Origin of the sequence: Pedobacter aquatilis (genome assembly GCF_032678405.1) — a bacterium.
Taxonomy (GTDB): Bacteria; Bacteroidota; Bacteroidia; order Sphingobacteriales; family Sphingobacteriaceae; genus Pedobacter; species Pedobacter aquatilis_A.
In genome coordinates this window covers 1-24,522 of record NZ_JAVTSJ010000002.1, presented here as the reverse complement: position 1 = coordinate 24,522, position 24,522 = coordinate 1, and the positions used below count along the sequence as shown (strand labels likewise).

15 protein-coding genes and 1 tRNA gene are annotated in these 24,522 nt (G+C 38.2%); 13 read left to right on the top strand and 3 right to left on the bottom strand.

Annotated elements, in window-relative coordinates; all coding sequences use genetic code 11:
• Positions 1-130 precede the first annotated feature (130 nt).
• The 4 genes from R2R71_RS05455 (at position 131) to R2R71_RS05440 (ending at position 8,114) form a co-directional block, all read left to right on the top strand.
• Positions 131-3,229: a SusC/RagA family TonB-linked outer membrane protein gene (locus R2R71_RS05455; protein WP_316830244.1), complete on the top strand. Its 3,099-nt coding sequence runs from the start codon at positions 131-133 to the stop codon at positions 3,227-3,229.
• A gap of 11 nt (positions 3,230-3,240) precedes the next feature.
• Complete coding sequence (locus R2R71_RS05450; RefSeq protein WP_316830243.1) at positions 3,241-4,812, top strand: RagB/SusD family nutrient uptake outer membrane protein; 1,572 nt, start codon at positions 3,241-3,243, stop codon at positions 4,810-4,812.
• A 10-nt stretch (positions 4,813-4,822) separates the two neighbouring features.
• The gene (locus R2R71_RS05445; RefSeq protein WP_316830242.1) at positions 4,823-5,638 is read left to right on the top strand and encodes a DUF4397 domain-containing protein; all 816 of its coding nucleotides are present in this window, start codon (positions 4,823-4,825) and stop codon (positions 5,636-5,638) included.
• 85 nt (positions 5,639-5,723) lie between these two features.
• On the top strand, positions 5,724-8,114 hold the full coding sequence (locus R2R71_RS05440) for a gliding motility-associated C-terminal domain-containing protein (protein WP_316830241.1): 2,391 nt from the start codon (positions 5,724-5,726) through the stop codon (positions 8,112-8,114).
• Between the two features lie 56 nt (positions 8,115-8,170).
• On the opposite strand, the gene R2R71_RS05435 is transcribed toward R2R71_RS05440, so the two are convergent.
• Complete coding sequence (locus tag R2R71_RS05435) at positions 8,171-8,773, bottom strand: porin family protein (protein WP_316830240.1); 603 nt, start codon at positions 8,771-8,773, stop codon at positions 8,171-8,173.
• A gap of 160 nt (positions 8,774-8,933) precedes the next feature.
• Between R2R71_RS05435 and R2R71_RS05430 the strand changes: the two genes are divergently transcribed.
• The 4 genes from R2R71_RS05430 (at position 8,934) to R2R71_RS05415 (ending at position 14,974) form a co-directional block, all read left to right on the top strand.
• Positions 8,934-9,149, top strand: a complete 216-nt coding sequence (locus R2R71_RS05430; RefSeq protein ID WP_316830239.1) for a hypothetical protein — start codon at positions 8,934-8,936, stop codon at positions 9,147-9,149.
• Between the two features lie 139 nt (positions 9,150-9,288).
• On the top strand, positions 9,289-10,980 hold the full coding sequence (locus tag R2R71_RS05425) for a S41 family peptidase (RefSeq protein ID WP_316830238.1): 1,692 nt from the start codon (positions 9,289-9,291) through the stop codon (positions 10,978-10,980).
• Between the two features lie 17 nt (positions 10,981-10,997).
• On the top strand, positions 10,998-12,326 hold the full coding sequence (locus R2R71_RS05420) for an alpha-L-fucosidase (RefSeq protein ID WP_316830237.1): 1,329 nt from the start codon (positions 10,998-11,000) through the stop codon (positions 12,324-12,326).
• Between the two features lie 44 nt (positions 12,327-12,370).
• Entirely contained in the window at positions 12,371-14,974 is a 2,604-nt protein-coding gene (locus R2R71_RS05415) for a glycoside hydrolase family 2 protein (RefSeq protein ID WP_316830236.1), read from the top strand.
• Between the two features lie 72 nt (positions 14,975-15,046).
• Here the strand turns inward: R2R71_RS05415 and R2R71_RS05410 are convergent, their stop codons facing one another.
• Together R2R71_RS05410 and R2R71_RS05405 are read right to left on the bottom strand one after the other, a co-directional pair.
• Positions 15,047-15,373, bottom strand: coding sequence for a 2Fe-2S iron-sulfur cluster-binding protein (locus R2R71_RS05410; RefSeq protein ID WP_029204033.1), 327 nt, complete (start codon positions 15,371-15,373; stop codon positions 15,047-15,049).
• Between the two features lie 40 nt (positions 15,374-15,413).
• Positions 15,414-16,424: an NAD(P)/FAD-dependent oxidoreductase gene (locus tag R2R71_RS05405; RefSeq protein WP_316830235.1), complete on the bottom strand. Its 1,011-nt coding sequence runs from the start codon at positions 16,422-16,424 to the stop codon at positions 15,414-15,416.
• Between the two features lie 540 nt (positions 16,425-16,964).
• Between R2R71_RS05405 and R2R71_RS05400 the strand changes: the two genes are divergently transcribed.
• The 5 genes from R2R71_RS05400 (at position 16,965) to R2R71_RS05380 (ending at position 24,121) form a co-directional block, all read left to right on the top strand.
• A complete protein-coding gene (locus tag R2R71_RS05400; RefSeq protein ID WP_316830234.1) occupies positions 16,965-20,183 on the top strand; it encodes a SusC/RagA family TonB-linked outer membrane protein in 3,219 nt (1,072 codons plus the stop codon).
• 18 nt (positions 20,184-20,201) lie between these two features.
• Positions 20,202-21,740 carry a RagB/SusD family nutrient uptake outer membrane protein gene (locus tag R2R71_RS05395; protein WP_316830233.1) on the top strand — a complete coding sequence of 513 codons (1,539 nt, stop codon included), beginning with the start codon at positions 20,202-20,204 and terminating at the stop codon, positions 21,738-21,740.
• Positions 21,741-21,865: 125 nt separating this feature from the next.
• Positions 21,866-22,609: a UDP-2,3-diacylglucosamine diphosphatase gene (locus R2R71_RS05390; protein WP_316830232.1), complete on the top strand. Its 744-nt coding sequence runs from the start codon at positions 21,866-21,868 to the stop codon at positions 22,607-22,609.
• A gap of 258 nt (positions 22,610-22,867) precedes the next feature.
• Complete coding sequence (gene prfA, locus R2R71_RS05385; RefSeq protein WP_316830231.1) at positions 22,868-23,941, top strand: peptide chain release factor 1; 1,074 nt, start codon at positions 22,868-22,870, stop codon at positions 23,939-23,941.
• A 106-nt stretch (positions 23,942-24,047) separates the two neighbouring features.
• Positions 24,048-24,121 (top strand) — tRNA-Asp (locus tag R2R71_RS05380).
• Positions 24,122-24,522: the final 401 nt, after the last annotated feature.

The window sequence follows — 24,522 nt, the reverse complement described above, 5'->3', positions numbered from 1 at the left end:
ATTGTTTTTTTAATTAAAAACATTTATGATATTAGCTTAATATTGAAAAACGTGCGGTATTGTGCGTGTTTTTTGGCAAAACAAACTAACTACAAACAACTAAACATTTTACTAACCTAATTGGCAGTTTATGAAAAAAAAGCTACTCCTAATTTTTATTGGTACGTTTTTGTTGCTGGCTCATGCCATTGCGCAGCAAATAACCGTTACCGGTAAGGTTTCGTCATCTGACGGACCAATGCCAGGCGTTTCCGTTAAAGTTAAAGGAACCGCAGTGGTTTCTCAAACCAATGGAGATGGTACTTACTCGATTAAAGCATCCAGAACAGATGTTTTAACTTTCTCTTATATTGGCTATGCCACTACCGAAAGAGCAGTTGGTTCCAATACAGTTATTAACGTTACGCTTCAATCAGATGCTAAAGGCCTGGATGAAGTGGTAATTACCGCATTAGGTAATACCGTTAAAAAACGTGAGCTGGGTACATCACAGCAAACAGTTTCCGGTGCTGCAATTGCGGAAACACAACGTGAAAACTTTATTAATGCATTACAGGGGCGTGTTGCCGGTGTGGAGGTTACAAGTTCATCGGGTGTTCCAGGTGCATCATCATCAATTACCATTCGTGGTGTAAGTTCAATCAGCGGAAGCAACCAGCCATTAATGATTGTGGATGGTTTACCAATTGACAATAAAACATTAAACACTTCGGCATTTGTATCTGATGCAAGTTCTAACACTGCTTTTAGTAACCGTGGTGTCGATTTCACTAACCGTTCAGCAGATATTAACCCTGAGGATATCGAATCATTAGTGGTTTTGAAAGGGCCTGAGGCTGCTGCACTTTATGGTATTGATGCAGCGAACGGTGCAATCGTAATTACAACGAAAAGAGCTAAAGCTGGTGCTGGCGCTGTAAATTACAGTAACAGTTTCAGAGTAGAAACAACCAGAAAGTATCCTGAGCTTCAAAAGGAATATGGTTTGGGAGGTGCAGGTGTTCCAAATTCTGTGTCAACACTTAATAATATCTATCAATATTTTGGCCCGGCTTATCCTGCTGGAACACAGTTTTACGATAACGTTAAAGACTTCTTCCAGACGGGCTTTACGCAAAAACACAATTTATCATTTGAGGGTGGTTCTGACAAAGTAAATTACCGTATTTCAACATCATATACAGACCAGGGAGGTGTGGTTCCTAATTCAGCTTATCAGAGAATTAACTTAACAGGAGCTTCGCAAGGTATTGTTAACAGCTGGTTAAAAACAGATTTATCGATGAACTACAGTTATTCGGTGAATGATCAACCGCTTAAAGGTAGTATTGGTCCTTTGCTTGGTTTATTGGTTTGGCCACAAACAGATGATGCTACAAATTATTTAAATGCCGCCGGAACCAGAAGGTTGTTAGCTTTTGGTTCAGCAGGTAATGCAGAGATTGATAACCCTTATTTTAATGTCAATAAAAACATCATCAACTCTAAAACGAATCGTATTATCTCTAATTTAGGTTTAACAATTACACCATTTAAAGGAGTTAACGTTAAATCTAATGTAGGTGTCGATTCATACACCAATCAAAACTTAATTGTTCGTCACCCAGAAAGTGCTTCAGCTTTTAGCCGAGGCGGTACAATTGATGTTGCGAATGACATTACAAGAAACATTAATCTTCAGAATTTAATTAATATTGAAAAACAAAAGTTAACCAGCGATATCTCTTTCGATGCTACTATTGGTAATTCATTACAAAATTTAAAGTCGAATGTTGATGCAGGTTATGGTGAAGGATTTCTTGATCCAAATTTCAATTCATTGAATAACGTTGCTACGAAACTGGTTAGAACATCAATTAGTCAACGTCGTTTGGTAAGTTTCTTTGCAAGAGCAACGTTTGACTACAAAAATTATTTATTCTTAACGGGAACGATCCGTAACGACCGTACGTCTACTATTCCAATCGATCGTTATTCATTCTGGTATCCTTCGGTTCAGGGAAGTTTTGTATTTACTGATGTTCCTGCATTTAAAGGTTTAAAAAATATATTCTCTTATGGTAAATTAAGAGCAGCTTATGCTAACGTAGGTAAAGATGCAAGGCCATATGCTTATGTACCAACGCTAGAAAACAAAACAACATCTGGCGGAGGCTATGGATATGGTTTTACAGGGCCAAACCCTGGTTTAAAACCTGAATTTGCAAAATCTTATGAATTCGGAGCTGAATTTGCATTTCTTAATAACCGTTTAGGTTTGGATGTAACTGCATACCGTAAAGAAACAACCGATCAGATTGTAAATGATATCAGAAGCAGTTATGCTACAGGTTTTATTTTATTAAACCTAAATGGTGGCTCTACAAGAAATCAAGGTGTCGAAATTACTTTACGCGGTACACCTGTTAAAACAAAGAATTTCAACTGGGATGTGTTAGCGAACTTTGAATCGGCAAGAGGAAAAGTGCTTTCGTTACCTAACGACCTGCCTGAATCTTACGTTTCTGATACCTGGTTATATGCAAACGTGCGTAATGGTAACACCCCTGGATTTTCTACCAGATCTTTAACAGGGCTATTCTATTTACGTAATAATCAAGGTCAATTATTAATTAATCCAAGTACTGGAGTACCGGTTCGTTCAACAACCTTTATTGAAGGCGGTTATGACAGACAGCCTGATTTTTCAATTGGTTTAACGAACACGTTTACATACAAAAACATGTCGTTGTCATTCTTGCTTGATATCAGAAAAGGCGGGGATGTGTTAAATGCCACGCAGCACTTTTTAACAACTTTAGGCTTAAGTACGAACACTTTGGATAGGATGACACCTAGAATAATCCCTGGGGTGTTGCAGGATGGAAGAGAAAATACCGCTAATCCAACGGTAAATAATATTTCATTTGTTCCTTACTATCAAAATGGTTTCTACTCTACGGCCAGCGAAGAATTATTTATTGAAAAAGATATCAACTGGATTAGATTACGCGATGTTACATTCAATTACAGATTACCACAAACCATGCTTAGTAAACAAAAATTTATTAAGAGTGCAAGCATTTTTGTAACTGGTACCGATTTATTCCTGATTACAAATTATACCGGATTAGATCCGGTTGTAAATGGAAATACGGCCGCAGTAGGTGGTTCAGGAGCATCAGGTATTGACTACGGAAACTTCCCAATGCCAATTGGTTTAAACTTTGGAATTAAGATTGGATTATAATAGAAAAGATTATGAAAAAAATATATTTAATATTGTTAACCGGACTTTTATTCTCCGTTAGCAGTTGTAAAAAATATCTGGATGTAAATACCAATCCAAATGCCCCTCAAACGGTAACAGCCAATTTATACCTGTCGCCGATGATACACTGGATGGTAACCGCACCACAATACGATGGAAGATTTATTGGTAGATATACACAAAACTGGACCTCGACTACAGCGGGTACAACCTGGGACTTGCAAGGCTATGACCCTTCTTCTGATAATGGTGCGGAACTTTGGAGAGATGTTTATTGGAGCTTAGGCCAAAACCTAGTCGATATGAACACTAAGGCTGAAGCAGAGCAACGTTGGGATTTATTGGGTGTTGGCCAGATTTTGAAAGCATGGGGTTGGCAATCTATTACTGATGTTCATGGTGAAATTATTGTTAAACAAGCTATTGATCCAACTAAATACGTATTCGATTACGATACTCAGGAATATGCTTATCAAGAAGTGCAGCGTTTGCTAAATGCAGCCATTACTAACTTACAACGAACAGACGGTGCCGTTGATGCTGCCTTTTTAGGTAAAACCGATTTGATTTATAAAGGCGACCGTACAAAATGGTTAAAACTTGCTTATGCAATGCTAGCTTTAAACCTAAATCACTATAGCAATAAATCGACATATAAACCAGATGATGTAATAGCTGCGGTTGATAAATCTTTCACCAGTAATGCTGATGATGCGCTGATGGCTTATCCAGGTGTTACCGGTAATGATGATCGAAACTTTTTAGGTCCAACAAGGGGTAACATGCAAACTTATAGACAAACATCTTTCATTGTTAACTTAATGAATGGAACTCAGTTTACAGGCGTTACAGATCCACGTATGAGCAGAATGCTTGCGCCCGCACCGGATGGCGTTTATAGAGGTATTGTTACTGCTGCAGGAACAGGGGCTTTTACAGCAAGCCAATTGCCAAATAACTTTTGGAATCTAGCTTCAATTTCTGCGCCGGCAGCCAACACACAAGGAAGATATATCTTTTCTGATAAGTGTAAGCTACCGGTAATGACTTATTCTCAATTACAATTCATTAAAGCTGAGGCTGCATTTAGAAAAGGAGATAAAGCAACCGCTTTAATTGCATACACAAATGGTGTTTCGTCGCATATTGATTTCGTTAATGCAAGAAACATTGAGGATAACCAATCACCAACACAAATTACAAGTGCTGAAAAAACGGCTTATTTAAGCTCTCCTTTAATTGTGCCAGCTAATGCTGCCGATTTAACTTTAACACAAATTATGTGTCAGAAGTACATTGCGCAATGGGGCTGGGGTCATTTAGAAACATGGATGGACTTGAGAAGATTTCACTATACTGATGCAGATCCTGCTACCGGTAAACAGGTATATCTTGGCTATGTTTTCCCAACAACATTATATTCAGATAATGCAGGTAAACCAGCTTACAGAATTCGCCCACGTTATAATTCAGAATATGTTTGGAACCGTGCCGCGTTAAATGTTATTGGAGGTTTGGCAACAGATTATCACACTAAACAAACCTGGATTATTCAACCTTAATTAGCTAGTTATGAAAATAAAATATATAGGTATACTGGCGGTAACACTGGCCTCAGTTTTTAGTTTTTCATGTAAGAAAGACAACTCCATACAAGTGATTGATTTACCTCTGGATGTTGCAAACAATGCAAGGATTAAATATTTCAATTTTGCCGCAGGCGCACCATCAGTAAATTTTTATGCCAATGGTGTAAAAGTATCAGGCATTTTGAGCGCAACGGGTTCTGAAAGCACAGCAGGTACTGCTTATGGAGCTGTTTATCCGGCTTCAAATTATAGTGCTATCGCAGGAGGAACATATAAAATTAATGGCATTATTCCTTCTACCGCTGCAGCAAATGCAAATGTTTCCATTTCTGAAGTGAGCCCAACATTAACAAACGGTAAATATTATTCATTTTATACCAGTGGAATTTACAACAGCACAACTAAAATAGCCGAATCATTTGTTTTAGAAGATGTTTTACCTGCTGCTTCTGCTAGCAATACGGTTTCTTATGTACGTTTTGTAAATGCGATCCCAAATGGAACAGCAGCAATGAACCTTGTGATTAAAAATTCAGTTACGGCGGTTGAAACTGTTGTTGCAACAAATATTGGCTATAAAGCTGGTTCAGCATTTATTGCCGTTCCTATCGGAAGTTATGAACTGTACGTAAGATATCCTTCCTCATCAACGAATATCATTTCAAGAAATGGTACTACAAATGGTGTCGTTGCTTTTCTTGGCGGAAGAACTTATACTGTAGGGGCAAGAGGCGATATGACTGTAACTTCGGCAACCGCAACAAACAGACCTCTGCTTGATAATACTGCTAATCAGTAAACTGGTTGAATTAGCATTTTTAAGTCCTGATGTAAATCAGGACTTTTTTTTTACCTGATTTCAAAATATCGTATCTTGTTTTACTATGAAATTTGTTTGTATTTTATTTGTTTTGATTTCTTTCGGGATTCAAATAAAAGCTGCAACATTTACAGTTTTAAATAACTCAAATGCAGGTGCGGGCTCCCTTAGGCAGGCCATATCAGATGCCAATGCAAACGGCATAGCAACACTTGATAACATTATTTTTAATATACCTGCACTAACAATAGACGATGCAACAATCAGCTTAACAACAGAATTACCACCATTGAGTGCTAATTTAATCATTGATGCCACAACACAGCCTTCGGCATTATTTGGGAGTACGAGTATAAAAATTAAACTGGTGAGGGCTTCCGGCATTTTTTATCATGGTTTAGTAATTGATGGGGTAGAAAATATTCAGATTTATGGCATTTATTTCAGTAATTTTCTTTCTCAAACCGGTGTTCCGGCAGATGAGCGAAAAGCTGGTGTTTTTCTGAAAAATGCCTCGCACATCACTATTGGATCGCCAAACAAACAAAATTGTTTTGGGGGTAATTACACCTCAGTTATTTCGCCAGCAACGCCTAGCAATTTAGATGATATTACTGTATCAGCCAATATAATTGGTTTAGACCCAACAGGATTAATCGTAGCGGCAAATGTTGTTGGTATTGATTTAAGTTATTTAAAAAATTCAACTATCGGTGGTCTGGATGCAAGTTTCGGAAACTTAATCAGTGCCAATTCAAATGCAGTTTCACTGGGCGGCTTGAGTGGTACTATCAATGTATCATTTAATGTAATTGGACTGGATATAACTAAAACTAAAAATTTCCCTTCTGAACTGGCAACAGGGATTTTTGCAAATGGCCAAAATGCAAATGTTGTTATTACAGATAACATGATTGTCTCTCAGCAGAAGGGCATCATGATTGATAACATCAAAGGTGGGTATCGTGTTACAAGGAATACCATCGGTACTGCACTGGCGAATCAGGATTTTGGCAATACCAAATATGGTATCGAACTCTATAACTGTGGCGCTGGTGTAATTGGCGGAGCTTCAATAACAGCGCAAAATGTTATTGCTTACAATGAGCAGGCAATACAGGTTGATTTTTCTTACCCGGTATCGATTTTGAAAAACAGTATATTTTGTAATCGTAAATCGGCTATAGAATTTAAAGATTTACCCGATGGCAAAACAATTACACCATCAAGAATCAATACAATAACTGCAAATTCTGCTTCAGGTATCTACCTTCCAAATGCTACCGTAGAACTTTTTTATGATGATGAATGTCCGGATTGCCAGGGAAAGTACTGGATTGCCACTCTGCAAACTGATGCAAGCGGCAACTGGCAATATAATGGACCCTTAACCGGCGGTTTAACCAGTACAGGAACAAATCCTGATGGGGCAACATCAGGATTTTCGAAACCATTAATTTCCGATGTATCGAAAAAAATAGCCGATGCCTATTGTGGTGCTGCAAATGGGAGCATCACTGGTTTAACCATTAGCGATGCGAGCGTTTTTACCTGGCTCAATGCGGCTAACGAACAGGTTGGTAACACAAAAGATTTAACAAATGTCCCTGCAGGTACTTACTATTTAAAGGCTGGTCAGCCCGGTGGTTGCGATGTGCTTTCAGCAAGCTATACCATTAAAAATATTGCCGTAAATTATAAAGTAAAAGCAAGTACAATTATCCCTGCAAGCTGCAATGAAAAGAATGGAAGCATCACTGTTCTGGGCTATGAAACGGAAAGCCCTACTGTTTTTACCTGGAGCGACGAAAAGGGTAATGTAGTAGGAAATACCGAAATGCTCGAAAATGTTTTCGCCGGCAATTATACCTTAACGGCATCAAATGGGAGCAGTTGTACCAATGTGGCAGGTGTTTTCAGTGTAGGAATCACTTCGCCACCAATAATTAACCTTTCCAAAATGCAGCAATTTATTAGCTGCGACGGAAAAACAATCAGTACAAGCGGAATAGAAATTGTTGGTAACACAGCTCCATATGCTTATAATTGGATTAATGCCGATGGGAACACTGTTTTTGAAGGCTTGAATATTGAAAACATTAAACCCGACAAATATACATTAACGGTTACCGATAAATTCGGTTGTACAGTTAGCACAGAAAGTATTGATTTTACACAGCTTGAGAACAAAGTTTTGCTGGTGCCAAACAGTATTACTCCAAATGGTGATGGAACAAATGATACCTGGAAAATAGCAGGAGCAGCAAATTATCCTGATGCAGAATTTTACGTTTTTAACCGGAATGGTGATAAAGTTTTTTATTCCAAAGGCTACGGTAAAGAATTCGATGGCACACATAACGGCAAACCATTATCGGTTGGCGTTTATTATTATTTAATAGATTTAAAAACAACCTGCGGTAAGCTGACAGGTAGCTTAACGATACTGAAATAGTTGCTTAAACAAAAAAAGGCGGCCATTGGCCGCCTTTTTTTAAAAAATGTACATGCTTACAAAATTTTGAAACCTAAACTTAATTGGAACAAGTTTGGTGTTTGCTTATATTTTTCACTTTTGCTAATGTTGGTTAAGCCAGCCTCGTAACGTAAATCAACAGAGATAGCGCCAACATCTACACCAGCACCTGCCTGAAGGCCGAACGCCTGGTTTTTGTAATTGCTAAAATCGGTAGCTTGCTGGTACGCCGAATTAAACGTTGAGCTGTCATCAAGCACCAACGATAGCACAGGTCCGGCCATAACACGGAAATTCAGGTTTTTACTTCCAAATTTTGTACCCAATAAAACAGGAATATCTAAAGTGGTAAATTTTACTTTTCCTTCAGCAGCAATTTCAGTGTTGCTGTTGTTAGTAAAACTGATGAATTTATTGCCTTTACTGCCAATATAGGCTTCGGGTTGTACATAGAAACTGGCACCACCAATACGGGCCCAGGCACCGATCTGATAGCCTAAACGATTTTCTTCGCTCGCGAAGTCGGCATTTATTTTTGCAAGGTTAACCCCCGCCTTAACGCCAAGGTTAAAAGTTTGAGCCTGAGTTGTTGCCCAACCTATGGTTAGGAAAACAATAGAGAAGATAAGTTTTTTCATTGTGTCTAAGTTTTTGTGGGTTATATTTTTTGTTATAACGCACTTTTAACACAATTATCATGCTAAAGTAAATACGGGTTGATTTTTTTTCTGTTTTTGATTTAAAAACGTGTTAATCAAACATAAATATTTTTACTTTTGTAGCAAATCAATTTTAAAGATGGCAAACTTCCAATTAACAAAAGATAACGCAGAAAAGGTTAAAATTAAGTTTTTAAGAAAATACCGTGATCTTGTTGCCGAACCTTTGGATTTTACGCCTGGAAATGAAGATAAACTGGTTGATGATATTATGCGATTGGTAAAACGCGATCGTACTTATGTAGAGTTTACCCTTCAAAAAGCACTTGCCGATACTAAAGGCAACCGTCTTTAATTACTAACGATTAAATTACGCATCAGGCCATTTAGCCTGTTCATAATCTTTATCCCTTTTTGTACATTTACGGTGTATAATTTATTAATTAGGCTGAAAAGATCAATTTCTTATCAGCAGCTATAAAAAATTAAAAGGGATGAAAAAATTTAAATACCTAATCTTCGCGGCTGTTTCAGGCATTGCAGTTTTATCCTTTTCTTTCAAAGAAGATTTATTTCTGGTTTCCAAAAACCTAGATATTTTCGCTTCCTTATATAAAGAGATTAACATTAATTATGTTGATGAAACCAGTGCGCCTGATTTAATGAAAACAGGTATCGATGCCATGCTCGAGAGCCTTGATCCTTATACCGAGTATGTGCCCGAGTCGGAAATCGAAGATTATAAACTAAAATACGTAAGCACACAATATGGTGGTATTGGTGCAGGAACCGTTATTATTGATGGTAAACTTTTCGTTAATGAGGTAAGTGAAGGTTATGCCGCAAATAAATCGGATGTAAAGGCTGGTGATCAAGTCACAAAAATAAATAATATCGAAATTAAAGGGAAAGACCGTGCACAGATTAGCCAGCTGCTTCGTGGCCCTAAAGGAACCCCTGTCGATTTAACCATCATCCGCGATGGAAAAGAAATTGTTAAAAAAATTACCCGCGAGGAAATAAAACAACCAAATGTTTCTTATTATGGTATGGTTGGTGATGGTATTGGCTATATCCGATTAGATAAGTTTTTAGAAAATTCTGGTCAGGAAGTTAAGGATGCCTTAGTGAGTTTAAATAAGGAAAACCCTAAAGGCATTGTGCTTGATTTACGGAATAACGGCGGTGGTATTTTGCAGGAAGCCGTTAAAATCGTAAACCTTTTTGTAGATCGCGATCAGCTGGTGGTTACGCAGAAAGGCAAAAATGTAGAGAAAACCATCACTTATAAAACGCAGTTTCAGCCTATCTCGCCATCAGTACCACTGGTTGTTTTGGTTAACAGCAACTCGGCTTCTGCTTCAGAAATCGTTGCCGGTTCGTTACAGGATTTAGACCGGGCGATTGTAATTGGTCAGCGCAGTTATGGAAAAGGCTTAGTGCAGCAAACTTTTAACCTTCCGTACAACAGTTTGGTAAAAGTTACTGTGGCTAAATATTACACGCCATCCGGAAGGTGTATTCAGAAACTGGATTATGCTCATAAAAATGCCGATGGTATTGCCGAACGCTTTGCCGATTCGACGGTAACCATGTACCAAACCAAAGCAGGCAGAAATGTATATAGTGGAAACGGGGTATATCCGGATATTGTGGTTGATGCCGTAAAACTAAGCCCGATAACCATCGCCATGATTAATAAAAGCATGTTTTTTAACTATGCTAATCTGTATAAAAAAGAAAAACCAACACTGTCATCGGCGAAAAGTTTTCAACTTACCGACGCCGATTATACAGCTTTCGCAAATTCACTTGCTGATAAAGATTTAAGCTATCAAAGCCGGACAGAAAGATTACTAACTGAGTTACGTTACGAAGCGGATAAGGAAAACAAGACAGCTGAAGTAAAAGCTGATCTGGAGAACCTGAAAAACAAACTGATCTCGGCGAAAAAGGCCGATCTGGCGAATCATAAAGCAGAAATAAAAAGAGTGCTCGAAACACAGATTATTAGCCGGTATTTTTATGAAAAAGGCCGGATAGAACAAAGTTTTCAGTACGACAAAGAACTGGCTGCTGCAAAATCAGTTTTTAGCAATCAGAACCAGATGCTAGCTATTTTAAAAGGCGATGGAAATTATAAGGTAATTGGCAAGCCAATAAAGGAAACTGCAAGTATCGATTAATCTTTTAATATAAACCGATGAAAAGACTTTTGCTTATTGTTATCATATTAATAGGCTTTATTCATGTAAATGCACAGGAATATACGCCATCAGCACCAAATTTGAAACAAAGAGCATGGTTTAGCGATGCCGGTTTTGGCTTGTTTATTCATTGGGGGCCATTCAGTATCCCCGGCAGTGGCGAATGGGTGATGAACGACCGTAAACTTACTGTTCATAACTACACCAATTTGAAAGACTTTTTTAACCCGGTTGATTTTGATGCTGCCGCTTATGTAAGTATGGCAAAAAATGCAGGGATGAAGTACATAACGCTGATTACCCGTCACCACGATGGTTTTAGCATGTGGGATACAAAGTATTCGGATTTTAACATCATGAATTCGCCTTATAAAAAGGATATTGTTAAGCTATTTGCCGATGAATGCCATAAACAGGGGATACAGCTTTATTTATATTACTCATTACTCGATTGGCGTAGGGATGATTATCCGAGGGAAACCGGCAGAACAGGGCAATTTTCGGGAAGAACCGGTAAAAGCGATTATGCCAGTTACCTGCAGTTTATGAAAAACCAGCTTACAGAGCTGCTGACAAATTACGGCGAAATTGGTGGTATCTGGTTTGATGGGCATTGGGACCAAACACCACCAGAAGGAGCAACAAACCGTACTTCGAGGCTCGACTGGAAATATGATGAAATTTATAGCTTAATTCATAAATTACAACCACAGTGCATGATTGGTAATAACCATCATTTAACACCTTTTCCTGGAGAAGATTTTCAGATGTTTGAGCGTGATTTGCCAGGAGAGAACAGCTCAGGATTGAGTTTTCAAAAAGCTTCAGATAAATTGCCGCTCGAAACCTGCGAAACTATATCAAACTCCTGGGGCTATAACCTTAGCGATACCAGCTATAAAAGCGATAAAAAACTTGTAGGTATGCTTGTAAAGGCAGCCAGCCTTGGTGCAAATTTATTGCTTAATATTGGCCCGATGCCAAGCGGCAAAATCCAGCCCGAATTTCAAAACAGACTTGCCGGGGTGGGTGCTTGGTTAAAAGTTTACGGTGAAAGTATTTACGGTACAAAAGCGGGTTTCATTAAGCCACAAGCATGGGGAAGCGTTAGCCAAAAAGACAATAAAATATACATTCACATTCTTGATAGCAAAAATGCATCAGTTTTATTCGATCAGGTACCCTTTAAAAAAATATCCAAAGCATACCTGCTAAAAGATAAAACTCCGGTTAAGTATAGTTTAAAAAATGGATCTGCAGATATTACAACTGGTTTTACAAATAACGAAATCGATAATGTAATTGTACTCGAAGTAAGTAAATAAACTTATTAAAGCGTTTCTTTGCCTTTCCCTTAACTAAACCCGAAATGAGAAAAACCTTTACCATCTTATTAGTATTTCTTTGTTTTTTAGCTGCTGCACAGCAACGTTATGAATTAAATTCGGGTTGGCGCAGCGCCAATATTAAAGAAGTAAGTGCAAACGGCAATCAGATTTCTGATCCTGGTTTTTCTGTAAATAGCTGGATGAACGCCACAGTTCCGGGTACCGTTTTAACTACTTTATTAAACAACAAAAAAGTGCCGGATCCTTTTTACGGCATGAACAATGAAAAAATAGCCGATGTTTACAAAACCGGAAACGACTATTATACCTATTGGTTTGTAAAAGATTTTAATGAAAAGGCAACCGCCAACGAGCAGGTATGGCTACAATTTAGGGGAATAAACTATAAAGCAGATATTTACCTGAATGGAAAAAAGGTAAATCCGAATGTTATAGAAGGAATGCACCTGCGTTCACAGTTCAATATTACAAAACTACTCTCAGCAGATGGGAAAAACAGGCTTGCCGTTATCGTTCATCCACCCGATGTTGTGGGTAATCCGAATGGTGGCCAGGGCGGCGATGGTACCATAGCTAAAGGTTTAACTACCCAATATACCGCAGGTTGGGACTGGATTCAACCGATTCGTGACAGAAATACCGGTATCTGGGATAAAGTAATTATAGAGAAAACACAAAGTATAAACTTGCAAAATCCTCATGTGGTTACATTGGTTCCGGGCAAGCGCATGGCCGAAGGAAAACAAAAGCCGGCAACAATTAAGGTTTCGGTAGAAGTAGAGAACCCGACAAATAAACCAGTTGCAGGTACCTTACAATACCAGATTGGTGGTCAAACCATTCAAAAACAGGTTACTGTTAAAGCGAATCAACTTAAGGAAATTAATTTTCCAGATCTACTGCTTCAAAACCCGAGGTTATGGTGGCCAAACGGCTACGGAGAGCAGTACCTATACGATGCTCAGATTAAATTTATTAGTAATTCAAAAGTTCTCGATCAGGAAAATTTACAAGTTGGTGTCCGTCAGATTGATAATATCTGGAATGAGCATACTAAAAGTATGGGAGCTTATGTAAACGGGCAGAAAATATTCATCAAAGGTGGAAACTGGATTATTTCTGATGCGATGCTTCGTTTTAGCGATGCCCGTTACGATGCCGAGGTGCGCTACCATAAAGATATGAACCTGAATTTAATCCGGATTTGGGGAGGAGCGATTCTGGAGCGCCCGGAGTTTTACAATGCCTGCGATAAATACGGATTGCTTGTATTTCAGGATTTTTGGTTCAGCGGCGATTGTAATGGTCGTTGGGTTGACCCGATGAAAAAGGAAGACCAATGGACAAGAAGGAAATATCCGGATAACCATAATCTCGTTTTAACAGCTATCGAAGATCAGGTGAAAATGATCAGAAACCATGCTTCATTGGCTTTTTGGTGTGGCGGTAATGAAATTACACCACCTGAGGATATCTTACAACCTCTAAAAAATGATATTCTTCCCCGTTTGGATGGCACACGTATACTTTTCGATTTTTCGAATAGTGATGAGATGTCTTTTAATGCTTTAGGTGGAAATGGCGATGGACCATACGGTATTCAAAATCCAGTAAGCTTCTGGGCTAACAGAACATTTCCTTATAATTCGGAAGTGGGATCAGTAGGTGTTGGTGATTATGAGTCGATCGAGAGGTTTATTCCCAAAGAAAATATGATTGCTCCGCAGTTTAAAGAGAAGACCGATTCGGTATGGGATTATCACAAATACATAGGTTACGATGAACATATAGATCCTTATGGAAAAGCAAAAGATGCTAAAGATTTTGCCATGAAAGCACAGCTGGTTAACTACGAGCAGTACAGGGCTTTAATGGAAGGTTTTTCTGCCCACATGTGGGATTGGTATACAGGTTCGATTATCTGGAAAACACAAAACCCATGGACGGCTTTACGTGGACAGATGTACGATTATTACCTCGACCCAAATGCCTGTTTATATGGTTTGCGGAAAGGTAGCGAAGCACTGCATGTAATGATGAACCCAATTGACAGTATGGTTACCGTTGTGAATAATGGTTTTAAAAACCTGGATAATTTAATGGTGCAGGCTAAAGTTTATGATATGGATGGGAAAGAATATTTCTACTCGCAGGTTTTCAACTCAATCGGTGCTTCATCTGTACGGAAATTTTTCCCGCTGGGAAGTTTTATTAATAAACTGGATAAAAAAGAAGGTGTGTTTGTTTCATTACGTATTTTAAATGAACATCAGAAGATACTTAGTGAGAATTTATATTGGTTACCCTCAAAAGACGGTGAATACAAAGGCTTGCAAAAGATGAAGGCTATTTCGCCAAAAATTGAAGCGGTAGCTAGTGGAAAGGGAAAGGTTCAGGTAACGATGAGTAATGATAAAAATAATCCTGTAGCATTTTTTAATCGTATTGCATTAGTCGATGCGGTTTCAGGCAAGCGGATTCTTCCTGCCTTTTACGATGATAATTACATCAGTATTTTACCGGGTGAAAGTAAAACGGTAATTGTTGAATACAATGGAAATCAAAAAACAGCTGTAGAAGTATATGGATGGAACGTTGAAAGGACTAGAGTAGCAGTAAATTAAGGGATTTAGAATAATCCGTAAACAATAAAGGCGATGCATTTGCATCGCCTTTATTGTTTACGTTATTTTATCTTAACTCACGCCATGGAGTTTTACTTTTAAGCCATCCATGTTATTATTAAGTTGCAACTGGCAAGCTAAACGCGAATTCGGTAATAAATCAGGCAGTGTATCTAACATTGCATATTCATCATCTGTCATTTCGTTAAGCTTCTCTTCGCCTTCAAGTACATCTACACAACATGTTGCGCATAATGCCATTCCGCCACAAGTGGCTAAAATGTCGTACTCAGATGCTTTTAAAAACTCCATCAAACTCAAGCCCATATCGGTTGGTGCTTCGTGAGGCGTAACAGAGCCATCCGGCTCCTGCATGTATATTGTAATGTTGTTTTCCATTTGCTCGTTTAATATCGGATGCAAATATAAAATAAACTGCTTAAAATTCTGAAACTCCGTTAACGGTTGTATATTTCATAGTGTATTTAACACCTGGGTTCATATACGAATAAGCACTGTGGCTCATTAAAGCAGCTTCATGGAAACCACAAAGGATTAACTTTAACTTGTTTGTGTAAGTGTTAATATCGCCGATAGCATAAATACCAGGAATGTTTGTCGAATAATCATCAACATTAACTTCGATTGCACTTTTGCTGATGTTTAAGTTCCAGTCTTCAATCGGACCCAATTTAGGGCTTAAACCAAAAAGCGGAATTAAATGGTCAGCTTCAACAACGGTTTTTTCCATTGTGCGGTTCTGTACAATTTCAACCTTTTCCAATTTATCGGTACCATGTACGGCTTGAAGGTTACTATTTAAAATCAGGTTGATTTTACCACTTTCGGCTAAAGCCATCACTTTTGCTACAGAATCAGGTGCACCACGGAAGCTCTCACTTCTGTGTACCAAGGTTAATTCAGAGCATACTTCTGATAAGTAGATTGTCCAGTCTAAGGCAGAGTCACCACCACCAGCAATTACCATTTTCTGGTCACGGTATTTCTCCGGATCAAGGATCATGTAGTTAACACCTTTACCATTCTCGAAATGCTCTAAATTTTCGACAGCAGGTTTACGTGGTTCAAAACAACCTAATCCACCGGCAATTACCACAACTTTTGCTTCGATAATGGTACCCATGTTTGTTGTTAAAACGAAATCAGCTTCACCACGTTTTTCTAAACCTTCAATACGCTCACCCAAAGTAAAAGTTGGATGGAAAGGTTTTGCCTGCTCCATTAAATTATCGATAAGTTCCTGAGCTAAAACAGATGGATAACCCGGGATATCGTATATCGGCTTTTTAGGATAAATTTCAGACAGCTGACCACCAACCTGCGGAAGGTAGTCGATTAAATGACAACGCATTTTTAATAAACCGGCTTCAAAAATGGCAAATAAACCAACCGGACCAGCGCCTATTACGGCTATATCAGTAGAAATCATTCAGAAAAAATTTGATGCAAAGTTACAAAATAAACTATTACGAATGTGCTTATTTAGAAATATTCCAGATAATTAGGTAAAGTCTTTGTTTACAGTATTTTGTTTGCTCTAAATGTTGTGAAAGCAAAAATATGAGGTTTTTTATGTTATAAATCAAATTATAATTGGTCTATGGAATTAATAGATTATTGGCAATTTGGTAAGTCTTTTAATTTAAGTGGCTAAGAACCTATTTAGTATCATAAATTAAAACGGGATTAAAACTTCATTAAAACTTCATTTTTATTTTGTATCGACGCAAAAAAATCTATTTTTGCAACAACTATTCAAACCAACTAACTTATTTACCGAAATTTTGTAATGATTTCACTCCCCGGATGATTTTAATGCATTATTTAAAACTATAATGTGATAAAAACCCAACGGTATAAAACAATTCTGTTTTGTGCCTTTCTTAATCAACTTTTAGTTTGGTCAATTTCGTTTAACAGGGATGACTATGCCAATTTTTCAACTAATTTTTAACCTAAACCAATAAGCATGAAAAAAAAGTTACTTATTTTTATTGTATTTATTTGTTCTTTAATAGCTTTCGATGGCTATGCGCAGAGCAAAAAAATTATCGGAAAAGTTCTTGACAGTGATAACACCGGAATTCCAAGTGTTAGTATTTTAGTACAAGGAACAACTGTTTCAAGTCAGACCGATTTATACGGTAATTTCAGCCTGACTGTTAATAAAGGGGCAACTGTCGTATTTAAATCATTAGGGTTTCAAGATAAAAGCGTAGTAATTGGCGATGCCCTAAACTACACTGTTAAACTTCAGGATGCGGTACGTAACCTTGATGAGGTTGTTGTAGTAGGATATGGTTCTTTAAAAAAGGAAGCAATTACAGGTTCTGTATCATCGATCACTTCTGCGGATATTGAAAAAAGACCTGTTGCAAATGCGCTTGTTGCATTAGAGGGTTCTGCTCCCGGTTTACAGATTAACAACTCGTACGGCGAGCCTGGTTCTTCACCAAGTATCCGAATCCGTGGATTTGGTACAATTAACGGAACAGCATCTCCATTGATCATTCTTGATAACGTTGTGTATACTGGAAGTATTAATGATATCAACCCAAATGATATTGAATCGATCTCTGTTCTGAAAGATGCAACTTCATCAAGTTTATACGGAAGTAAAGGTTCAAACGGAGCAATCTTAATTACGACAAAAAAAGGTAAAAACGGTACATCAAGTCTAAACCTTAATGTAAACCATGGTTTATATACAAGAGGTATTCCTGAATATGATAAAGTAACTCCTCAAGAGTACATGGGGGTTGCATTTAAAGGATACCGAAATCAATTATTAACGGCTAACCCGAATTTAACAGTAGCGCAGGCTAATGCACAGGTAAATGCCAACTTAATATCAACCATTTTAAAAAGCAATATTTTTAACCTGCCAGACAACCAGTTATTTGATGCTAATGGCGATTTATTGCCAAATGCTCAGATTAAAGGTACTTACGCCGAAGATTTGGATTGGTTTGCACCAATGACGAGAAACGGACAACGTAAGGATTATAACTTAAGCGGACAGGCAGGAAGCGAAAAATCTAACTTATTTTACTCTTTGGGTTATTTAGATGAGCAAGGTTACATTAAAACTTCGGATTTCGAACGTTTTACCGGACGTGTGAGCGGTAGTATCAGCCCAAGATCGTGGATTAAAGCTGGTTTAAGCTTAAATGGTAACTACCAGGTTTCGAACAATACAACAGGAAGTGGAAGTGGATTTACCACACCATGGAATTACGCAAGAAACGTGGCGCCGATCTATCCGGTTCACTTACATAACTTAACTACGGGTGAGTATGTTCTGGATGCATCAGGTAATAAATTGTATGATAATGGTGTAGATTCAAGGCTGCAGTATTTAAATCGTCATGTAATCTGGGAAAATGAGTTAAACCTGGACAGGACTTATCAAAACTCTTTAATCACCCAGGGTTATGTTGATATCAACTTTCTGAAAGATTTCAAATTCTCTACAATTGCTACGAACTCATTAAGAAATTCAGAGCAAAGAACTTACAACAATGCTACAATCGGTGATGGTGCTGGTAACATGGGAAGGGGTTCGAGAACGATTTACAGAAGAAATGAGTTAACTTTACAACAACAGTTAACTTACAAAAAAAGCATTGGCGAGCATAATTTCGATTTCTTGGTAGGACATGAGAGCTACCTGTATCGTTATAACTATTTGTATGGTTACAAAACAACTGAAACCTTTGCCGGACAAGTTGATTTGGTAAACTTTAACCAGATTACCAACCTTACCGATTATGAACACAACGACAGAACAGAAAGTCTTTTAAGCAGATTACGTTATAACTACAAAGAGAAATACTTCCTTGAAGGTTCATTCAGAAGAGATGGAACATCAAGATTACATCCTGAAAACAGATGGGGTAATTTCTGGTCAGTGGGTGGAACGTGGTTAATCTCGAAAGAAGATTTCCTTTCATCATCTACTTATGTTAATGATTTAAAACTTAGAGGTTCATACGGTAAAGTGGGTAACATTGCCAGTGTAGGTTTATACGGATACTTGCCATTATACACAATTGGTCAGAATGCGAACCAGGCAGCTTTATACAAATCTCAGAACGAAGCCAGAGAATTACAGTGGGAAGGTCAGCGTGCAACATCAGTTGCCTTGGAAGGTCGTTTCTTTAAAAGGTTAAACGTATCTGCAGAATATTTTGATAAAGGTTCTGACGGATTAATCTTTAACGTAAACTTACCGCTTTCTGCTGGTGCAACAAGTACATCTAGCGGTGTATCAACCATTACAAAAAACATCGGTAAAGTTAGAAACAATGGATTTGAGTTTGCTGCAGATGTAGACATCATCAAAAACACTAACTTCACCTGGAACTTCGGTGTAAATGCAACCATACTGCGCAATAAAATCGTTTCTCTTCCAGATGAAAACAGAGCTAATGGTATCATAAGCAATCCATTTAAATATATGGAAGGACATTCTGTTTATGATTATTTCTTATACCAGTATGCAGGTGTTGATATGATGACCGGACAGGCTTTATATTATGCTGATGATGCTGCCTACAACCCATCAAACACAACAGGAGCGCATTACCCGTTTCTTGTAAACATAAATGGTGTTAACTACACACGTAATGCTGTTTATGCAAAACGTGACTGGAGTGGTACAGGTATTCCTGATGTATTTGGTGCATTTAATACAAGTTTCAAATATAAAGATTTCACGCTATCAACTTTGTTTAACTACTCAATTGGTGGAAAAGGATTTGATTATTCTTATATCGGCTTAATGAGTGTAACGTCTACGCCAAGTTCGGCTCATAAAGATGTATTGAATTCATGGAATGGTATCCCGGCTGGAATGACATTAACATCTCCTGATCGTATTAATCCAGGAGCAACACCTCAGATTAACTACACAAACAGCCAGTACAATAACAACAGTATCAGTAACCGCTTCTTATACGATAACTCTTATTTCGTAATTAAAAACGTAGCTTTAGGTTACAGCGTTCCAAAATCTTTCACCAAAAAACTTGATGTAAGCAAAATATCAATCAATTTCTTAGTTGATAACCTTGCTACGTTTACAAGAATGAAAGGCTTAAGTCCGCAACAAACTTATGGCGGTTATAGCGAGAACGAATTTGTGCCTGCACGTACATTCTCTTTAGGAATTAACATTGGCTTGTAGTATTTAAAAAACGATAGTATGAAAAATTTAAATAAATATATAAGTGCACTTATCATCATTTCGATACTTGCATCGTGTAAAAAAGATTATCTGGACACTGCTCCAACAAATGCCACAGCGCCAAATGTGGTGTTTGAAACTACAGCAAGTGCAGCGCTTGCGGTAAATGGTTTGGCAAAACTTATGACCCAGCAGAAAATTGGTAGCCAGGGTTTTAACGGAGAAGGCACTATAAAAATGTTTTATGGTAACTATGCCGGTAATCACTTCGGTGTGAATTTACCTGGATGGTCAAGCGTAATAAATATGGAATTCTACGCTAACCCTACAAGTACATATACCTATTATCCATGGTACCATTACTATGCTATTATTGGAAATGCAAATACCATCATTAACAGGATTGATGCTGCTTCTGGTTCAGAAAGTGAAAGACAATATATTAAAGCACAAGCATTAACTTTTAGGGCATATGCTTATACCATGCTGGCTCAGATATATGGCGACAGATGGTCTAGCTCAAATAATGGAGCAACAAAAGCCGTTGTATTAAGGATAGACGAGTCAACCGGTGATATTCCATTATCAACATTGGCGCAAACTTATGCTTTAATTTATAGCGATTTAAACACTGCAATTGGTTTGTTCACTTCATCAGGCAAAACCCGTGCGGCAAATCAGTTTTACCTAACGGATATTAATGTAGCTTATGCGACTTATGCAAGGGCGGCATTAAATAAACAGGATTATGCTACTGCTGAAAACTATGCGAATAAAGCAAGACAGAATTTTCCTTTGATGACGGTGGCACAATATAAAACGGGCTTTAATACGTCAAACAGCGAGTGGATTTGGGGTTCTTATGGTGCTACTGATGAAACACTTTATTTTTATTCGTTCCAGGCTTATATTGCCTATAATTCTACTGCTTCTACGGTTACATCAACCCCAAGGTACATGAGCAAAGATTTGTACAATAAAATTCCTGCTTCAGATATCAGAAAAGCCTTGTTTTTAGATCCGAAGAATAATGCGTATAACGCAACTACAGGAGAAGGAAGTGCAGCTTTAACCGCATCAGCACGTGCGCAGTATCCATCAATGGCCGCTGCGGCAAGGTCTTATCCGTATATGCAGTTTAAGTTTTCTGCAACTGATATGCCTGGTGTTGGAAATCTGAACCATTTCAGAAGTTCGGAAATGCTTTTAATTGAGGCCGAAGCAAAATATTATCAGAATAAACCTGCTTCTGAGATTCAGGGATTGTTAAATACTTTAACCAGAACGAGTTTAAGAGATCCAAACTACAACAGTACTGCAAACGGAACTGCGCTTTTGGATGAGATTAAAACTTACAGGGCAATTGAGTTATGGGGCGAAGGTTTCGATTTCTTTGATTTGAAAAGATGGGGAGATAAAATTCAGCGGAAAAGCTTTGCAAACGGAGGTAACTTTGTAAATCTTTTAGCTGTTACAATTGAACCAAATGAAGTTAATAACTGGAAGATTGTAATTCCTAACAGGGAGTCTGATTATAACAATGGATTAAATCCATAGTAATATAATTACAGTTTAAAACAAAAGGGCAATTTCTCGGAAGTTGCCCTTTTGTTTTTGTGAAAATTAATATAATAAAATGCATTTCCGCCTTTTGGCTTTTTTGAATTACCTTTGGCTTACCCATGAGTAAAAATATTTATTTCGCTTCTGATTTTCATTTAGGTATACCAAATTATAAGGAAAGCCGTGCCCGGGAAGAACGTATTGTGAACTGGCTTAATTTCATAACACCAGATTGCGCTGAATTATTCCTCATGGGCGATGTGTTTGATTTTTGGTTTGAGTACGAAAAGGTTATTCCCAAAGGCTTTATCAGGTTACAAGGAAAGCTGGCTGCTATGGCCGATTCGAGAATTAAAATCTATTTCTTTAAAGGAAACCACGATATGTGGGTTAGAAATTACTTTACCGAAGAAATAGGTATGGAAATCATCAGCGATGAGCTGATTATGGAAAGAAACGGTAAAAAGTTTTACCTGCACCATGGCGATGGGCTTGGGCCTGGCGACAGAAAATATAAGCTGCTCCGTAAAATTTTCAGAAGTCCGCTTTGTCAATGGCTTTTTGCCCGTTTGCACCCCAACTTTGGTATGGGTATTGCCAATGCATGGAGTGGAAACAGCAAAAAAAGGGCAGGCGCAGACGAAGCCTTCTTTGGCGAAAAGTATGAGTGGCTCGCAGTTTACTCCCGTGAAATTTTACAAAAGGAGCATTTCGATTATTTTATTTATGGCCACCGCCATTTGCCGTTGGATTTGGATTTAGGTAGTGGTAGCCGTTATGTAAATACAGGTGAGTGGTTAAAATACAATTCGTATGCTGTATTTGATGGAACAGATTTGAAGCTCGAATATTTTAAAGGTTAATCAGAAAATCTGCCTTTACTTTATAAACCCGATAAAGCGAAAAGCCCGGAGCCCGATATTTCTTCGGGCGAGGACTTGCAGCGATAGCGGGACTTTCGGCAGCCATTTTATACGAAGCCTCCATTTCCAAATCATTAAAGTAGGTTGTGTTTCTACTTCCGCTTGTTAGCTAAAACAAATTCAGCTTTTTTCCTTATTTTTGCATTTCCTTAAATTTTTGTTGAAACAAAAACCTGGGAATTCAATTTTAGTAAACATATGTTAGATAAATTAGAAGCGATAAAGCTGCGTTGGGAAGATGTAGAGGAGCAGTTAAGTAACCCTGATGTAATTCAGGATATGAAACGTTTTGCGGCTTTAAATAAAGAATATAAAGATTTGGGCAAAATTGTAGATGAGTATAAAATCTACAAAAATGTGATGAGCAATATCGAGGCGAACAGGGAGATTTTAACCGTTGAGAAAGATCCTGAAATGCGTGATATGGCGAAAGAAGAGCTCGATTTGCTTTTGAAACAGCAGGAAGAAATGGAGAGTAGTATTCGTTTAATGCTGATTCCTAAAGATCCTGAGGATGCGAAAAATGCATTGTTCGAAATTCGTGGTGGCACCGGTGGGGATGAAGCTGCATTGTTTGCAGGTGATTTATACCGGATGTATACCCGTTATTTTGAAACCAAAGGCTGGCGTGTAGAAACTGTTGATGTTACCGAGGGTACTGCAGGCGGTTACAAAGAGGTTATTTTAAAGGTTAGCGGCGATGATGTTTATGGTCAGCTGAAATATGAGAGTGGTGTACATCGTGTACAGCGTGTGCCTGACACAGAAACACAAGGACGTGTGCATACATCAGCCGCTTCGGTAGCCGTTTTGCCAGAAGCTGAAGAAATTGATTTGTATATTAATCCTGCCGATATTGAACTGCAGACCTCGCGTTCAGGCGGTGCCGGTGGTCAGAACGTGAACAAGGTTGAAACTAAAGTGCAGTTAACCCATAAGCCTTCGGGAATTGTTGTGGTTTGCCAGCAGGAGCGCTCGCAACTGGGTAACCGTATTATTGCGATGGAAATGCTGCGCAGTAAGCTTTACGATATTGAATTGCAGAAAAAGAACGGCGATATAGCTGCAAAACGTAAAACTATGGTATCAACCGGAGATCGTTCGGCGAAGATCAGGACATACAATTATCCGCAGGGTAGGGTAACCGAACACCGCATCGGATTGACGATGTATAACCTTCCAACCATCATGGATGGAGAGATTCAGGAGATTATCGATGCACTTCAGTTTGCCGAGAATGCAGAGAAGATGCAAGAAGGTGCTGTGAGTTAACGACTTATAATTATTTTAAAAAAAAGTTTGCGAATAACGATTTTGTCTCTATATTTGCAACCTCGAAAGGGGAAAGAGGTTTAAACTTTTAAAAAGCAAACAAAACGGAGTGGTAGTTCAGCTGGTTAGAATGCCTGCCTGTCACGCAGGAGGTCGCGGGTTCGAGTCCCGTCCATTCCGCAACAAAAGCCTTAACTTGCAAAAGTTGAGGCTTTTTTGCTTTACAGCGGCTAGCTAGGTTTCTTTGCCTGCTGGCAAGCCTTTCCGATTGCTTTCTTAAGACATCGAATCCTGTCTGAGAAGATCAAACCAATACCAATCGCCAATTAACCTAATTTTATGCGATGAAATCAAAACAGAAATGATTCTCGTAAATTTCAGTATAATAAACTGTGTAAAGCCTGTGCTTTGATTTCATTAAACATCAGCCCGTTTAAATAATCCTCAAATCAGGGGCTGATATTATGTAATAGCTTTATCTTCCTACCTTCTTTCAAAATTCTCACTTTGCTGGGGTTTGTCCATTATGTTCGGGTTGATATTACTTTAATCTGTTTTCCAGATCCAGGGTTATATTTGCT

What these genes read in the sequence shown, in the direction of transcription:
- R2R71_RS05455 (WP_316830244.1), top strand. Translation starts at nt 131, where the DNA reads ATGAAAAAAAAGCTACTCCTAATTTTTATTGGTACGTTTTTGTTGCTG.
- R2R71_RS05450 (WP_316830243.1), top strand. Translation starts at nt 3,241, where the DNA reads ATGAAAAAAATATATTTAATATTGTTAACCGGACTTTTATTCTCCGTT.
- R2R71_RS05445 (WP_316830242.1), top strand. Translation starts at nt 4,823, where the DNA reads ATGAAAATAAAATATATAGGTATACTGGCGGTAACACTGGCCTCAGTT.
- R2R71_RS05440 (WP_316830241.1), top strand. Translation starts at nt 5,724, where the DNA reads ATGAAATTTGTTTGTATTTTATTTGTTTTGATTTCTTTCGGGATTCAA.
- R2R71_RS05435 (WP_316830240.1), bottom strand. Translation starts at nt 8,773, where the DNA reads ATGAAAAAACTTATCTTCTCTATTGTTTTCCTAACCATAGGTTGGGCA.
- R2R71_RS05430 (WP_316830239.1), top strand. Translation starts at nt 8,934, where the DNA reads ATGGCAAACTTCCAATTAACAAAAGATAACGCAGAAAAGGTTAAAATT.
- R2R71_RS05425 (WP_316830238.1), top strand. Translation starts at nt 9,289, where the DNA reads ATGAAAAAATTTAAATACCTAATCTTCGCGGCTGTTTCAGGCATTGCA.
- R2R71_RS05420 (WP_316830237.1), top strand. Translation starts at nt 10,998, where the DNA reads ATGAAAAGACTTTTGCTTATTGTTATCATATTAATAGGCTTTATTCAT.
- R2R71_RS05415 (WP_316830236.1), top strand. Translation starts at nt 12,371, where the DNA reads ATGAGAAAAACCTTTACCATCTTATTAGTATTTCTTTGTTTTTTAGCT.
- R2R71_RS05410 (WP_029204033.1), bottom strand. Translation starts at nt 15,373, where the DNA reads ATGGAAAACAACATTACAATATACATGCAGGAGCCGGATGGCTCTGTT.
- R2R71_RS05405 (WP_316830235.1), bottom strand. Translation starts at nt 16,424, where the DNA reads ATGATTTCTACTGATATAGCCGTAATAGGCGCTGGTCCGGTTGGTTTA.
- R2R71_RS05400 (WP_316830234.1), top strand. Translation starts at nt 16,965, where the DNA reads ATGAAAAAAAAGTTACTTATTTTTATTGTATTTATTTGTTCTTTAATA.
- R2R71_RS05395 (WP_316830233.1), top strand. Translation starts at nt 20,202, where the DNA reads ATGAAAAATTTAAATAAATATATAAGTGCACTTATCATCATTTCGATA.
- R2R71_RS05390 (WP_316830232.1), top strand. Translation starts at nt 21,866, where the DNA reads ATGAGTAAAAATATTTATTTCGCTTCTGATTTTCATTTAGGTATACCA.
- prfA (WP_316830231.1), top strand. Translation starts at nt 22,868, where the DNA reads ATGTTAGATAAATTAGAAGCGATAAAGCTGCGTTGGGAAGATGTAGAG.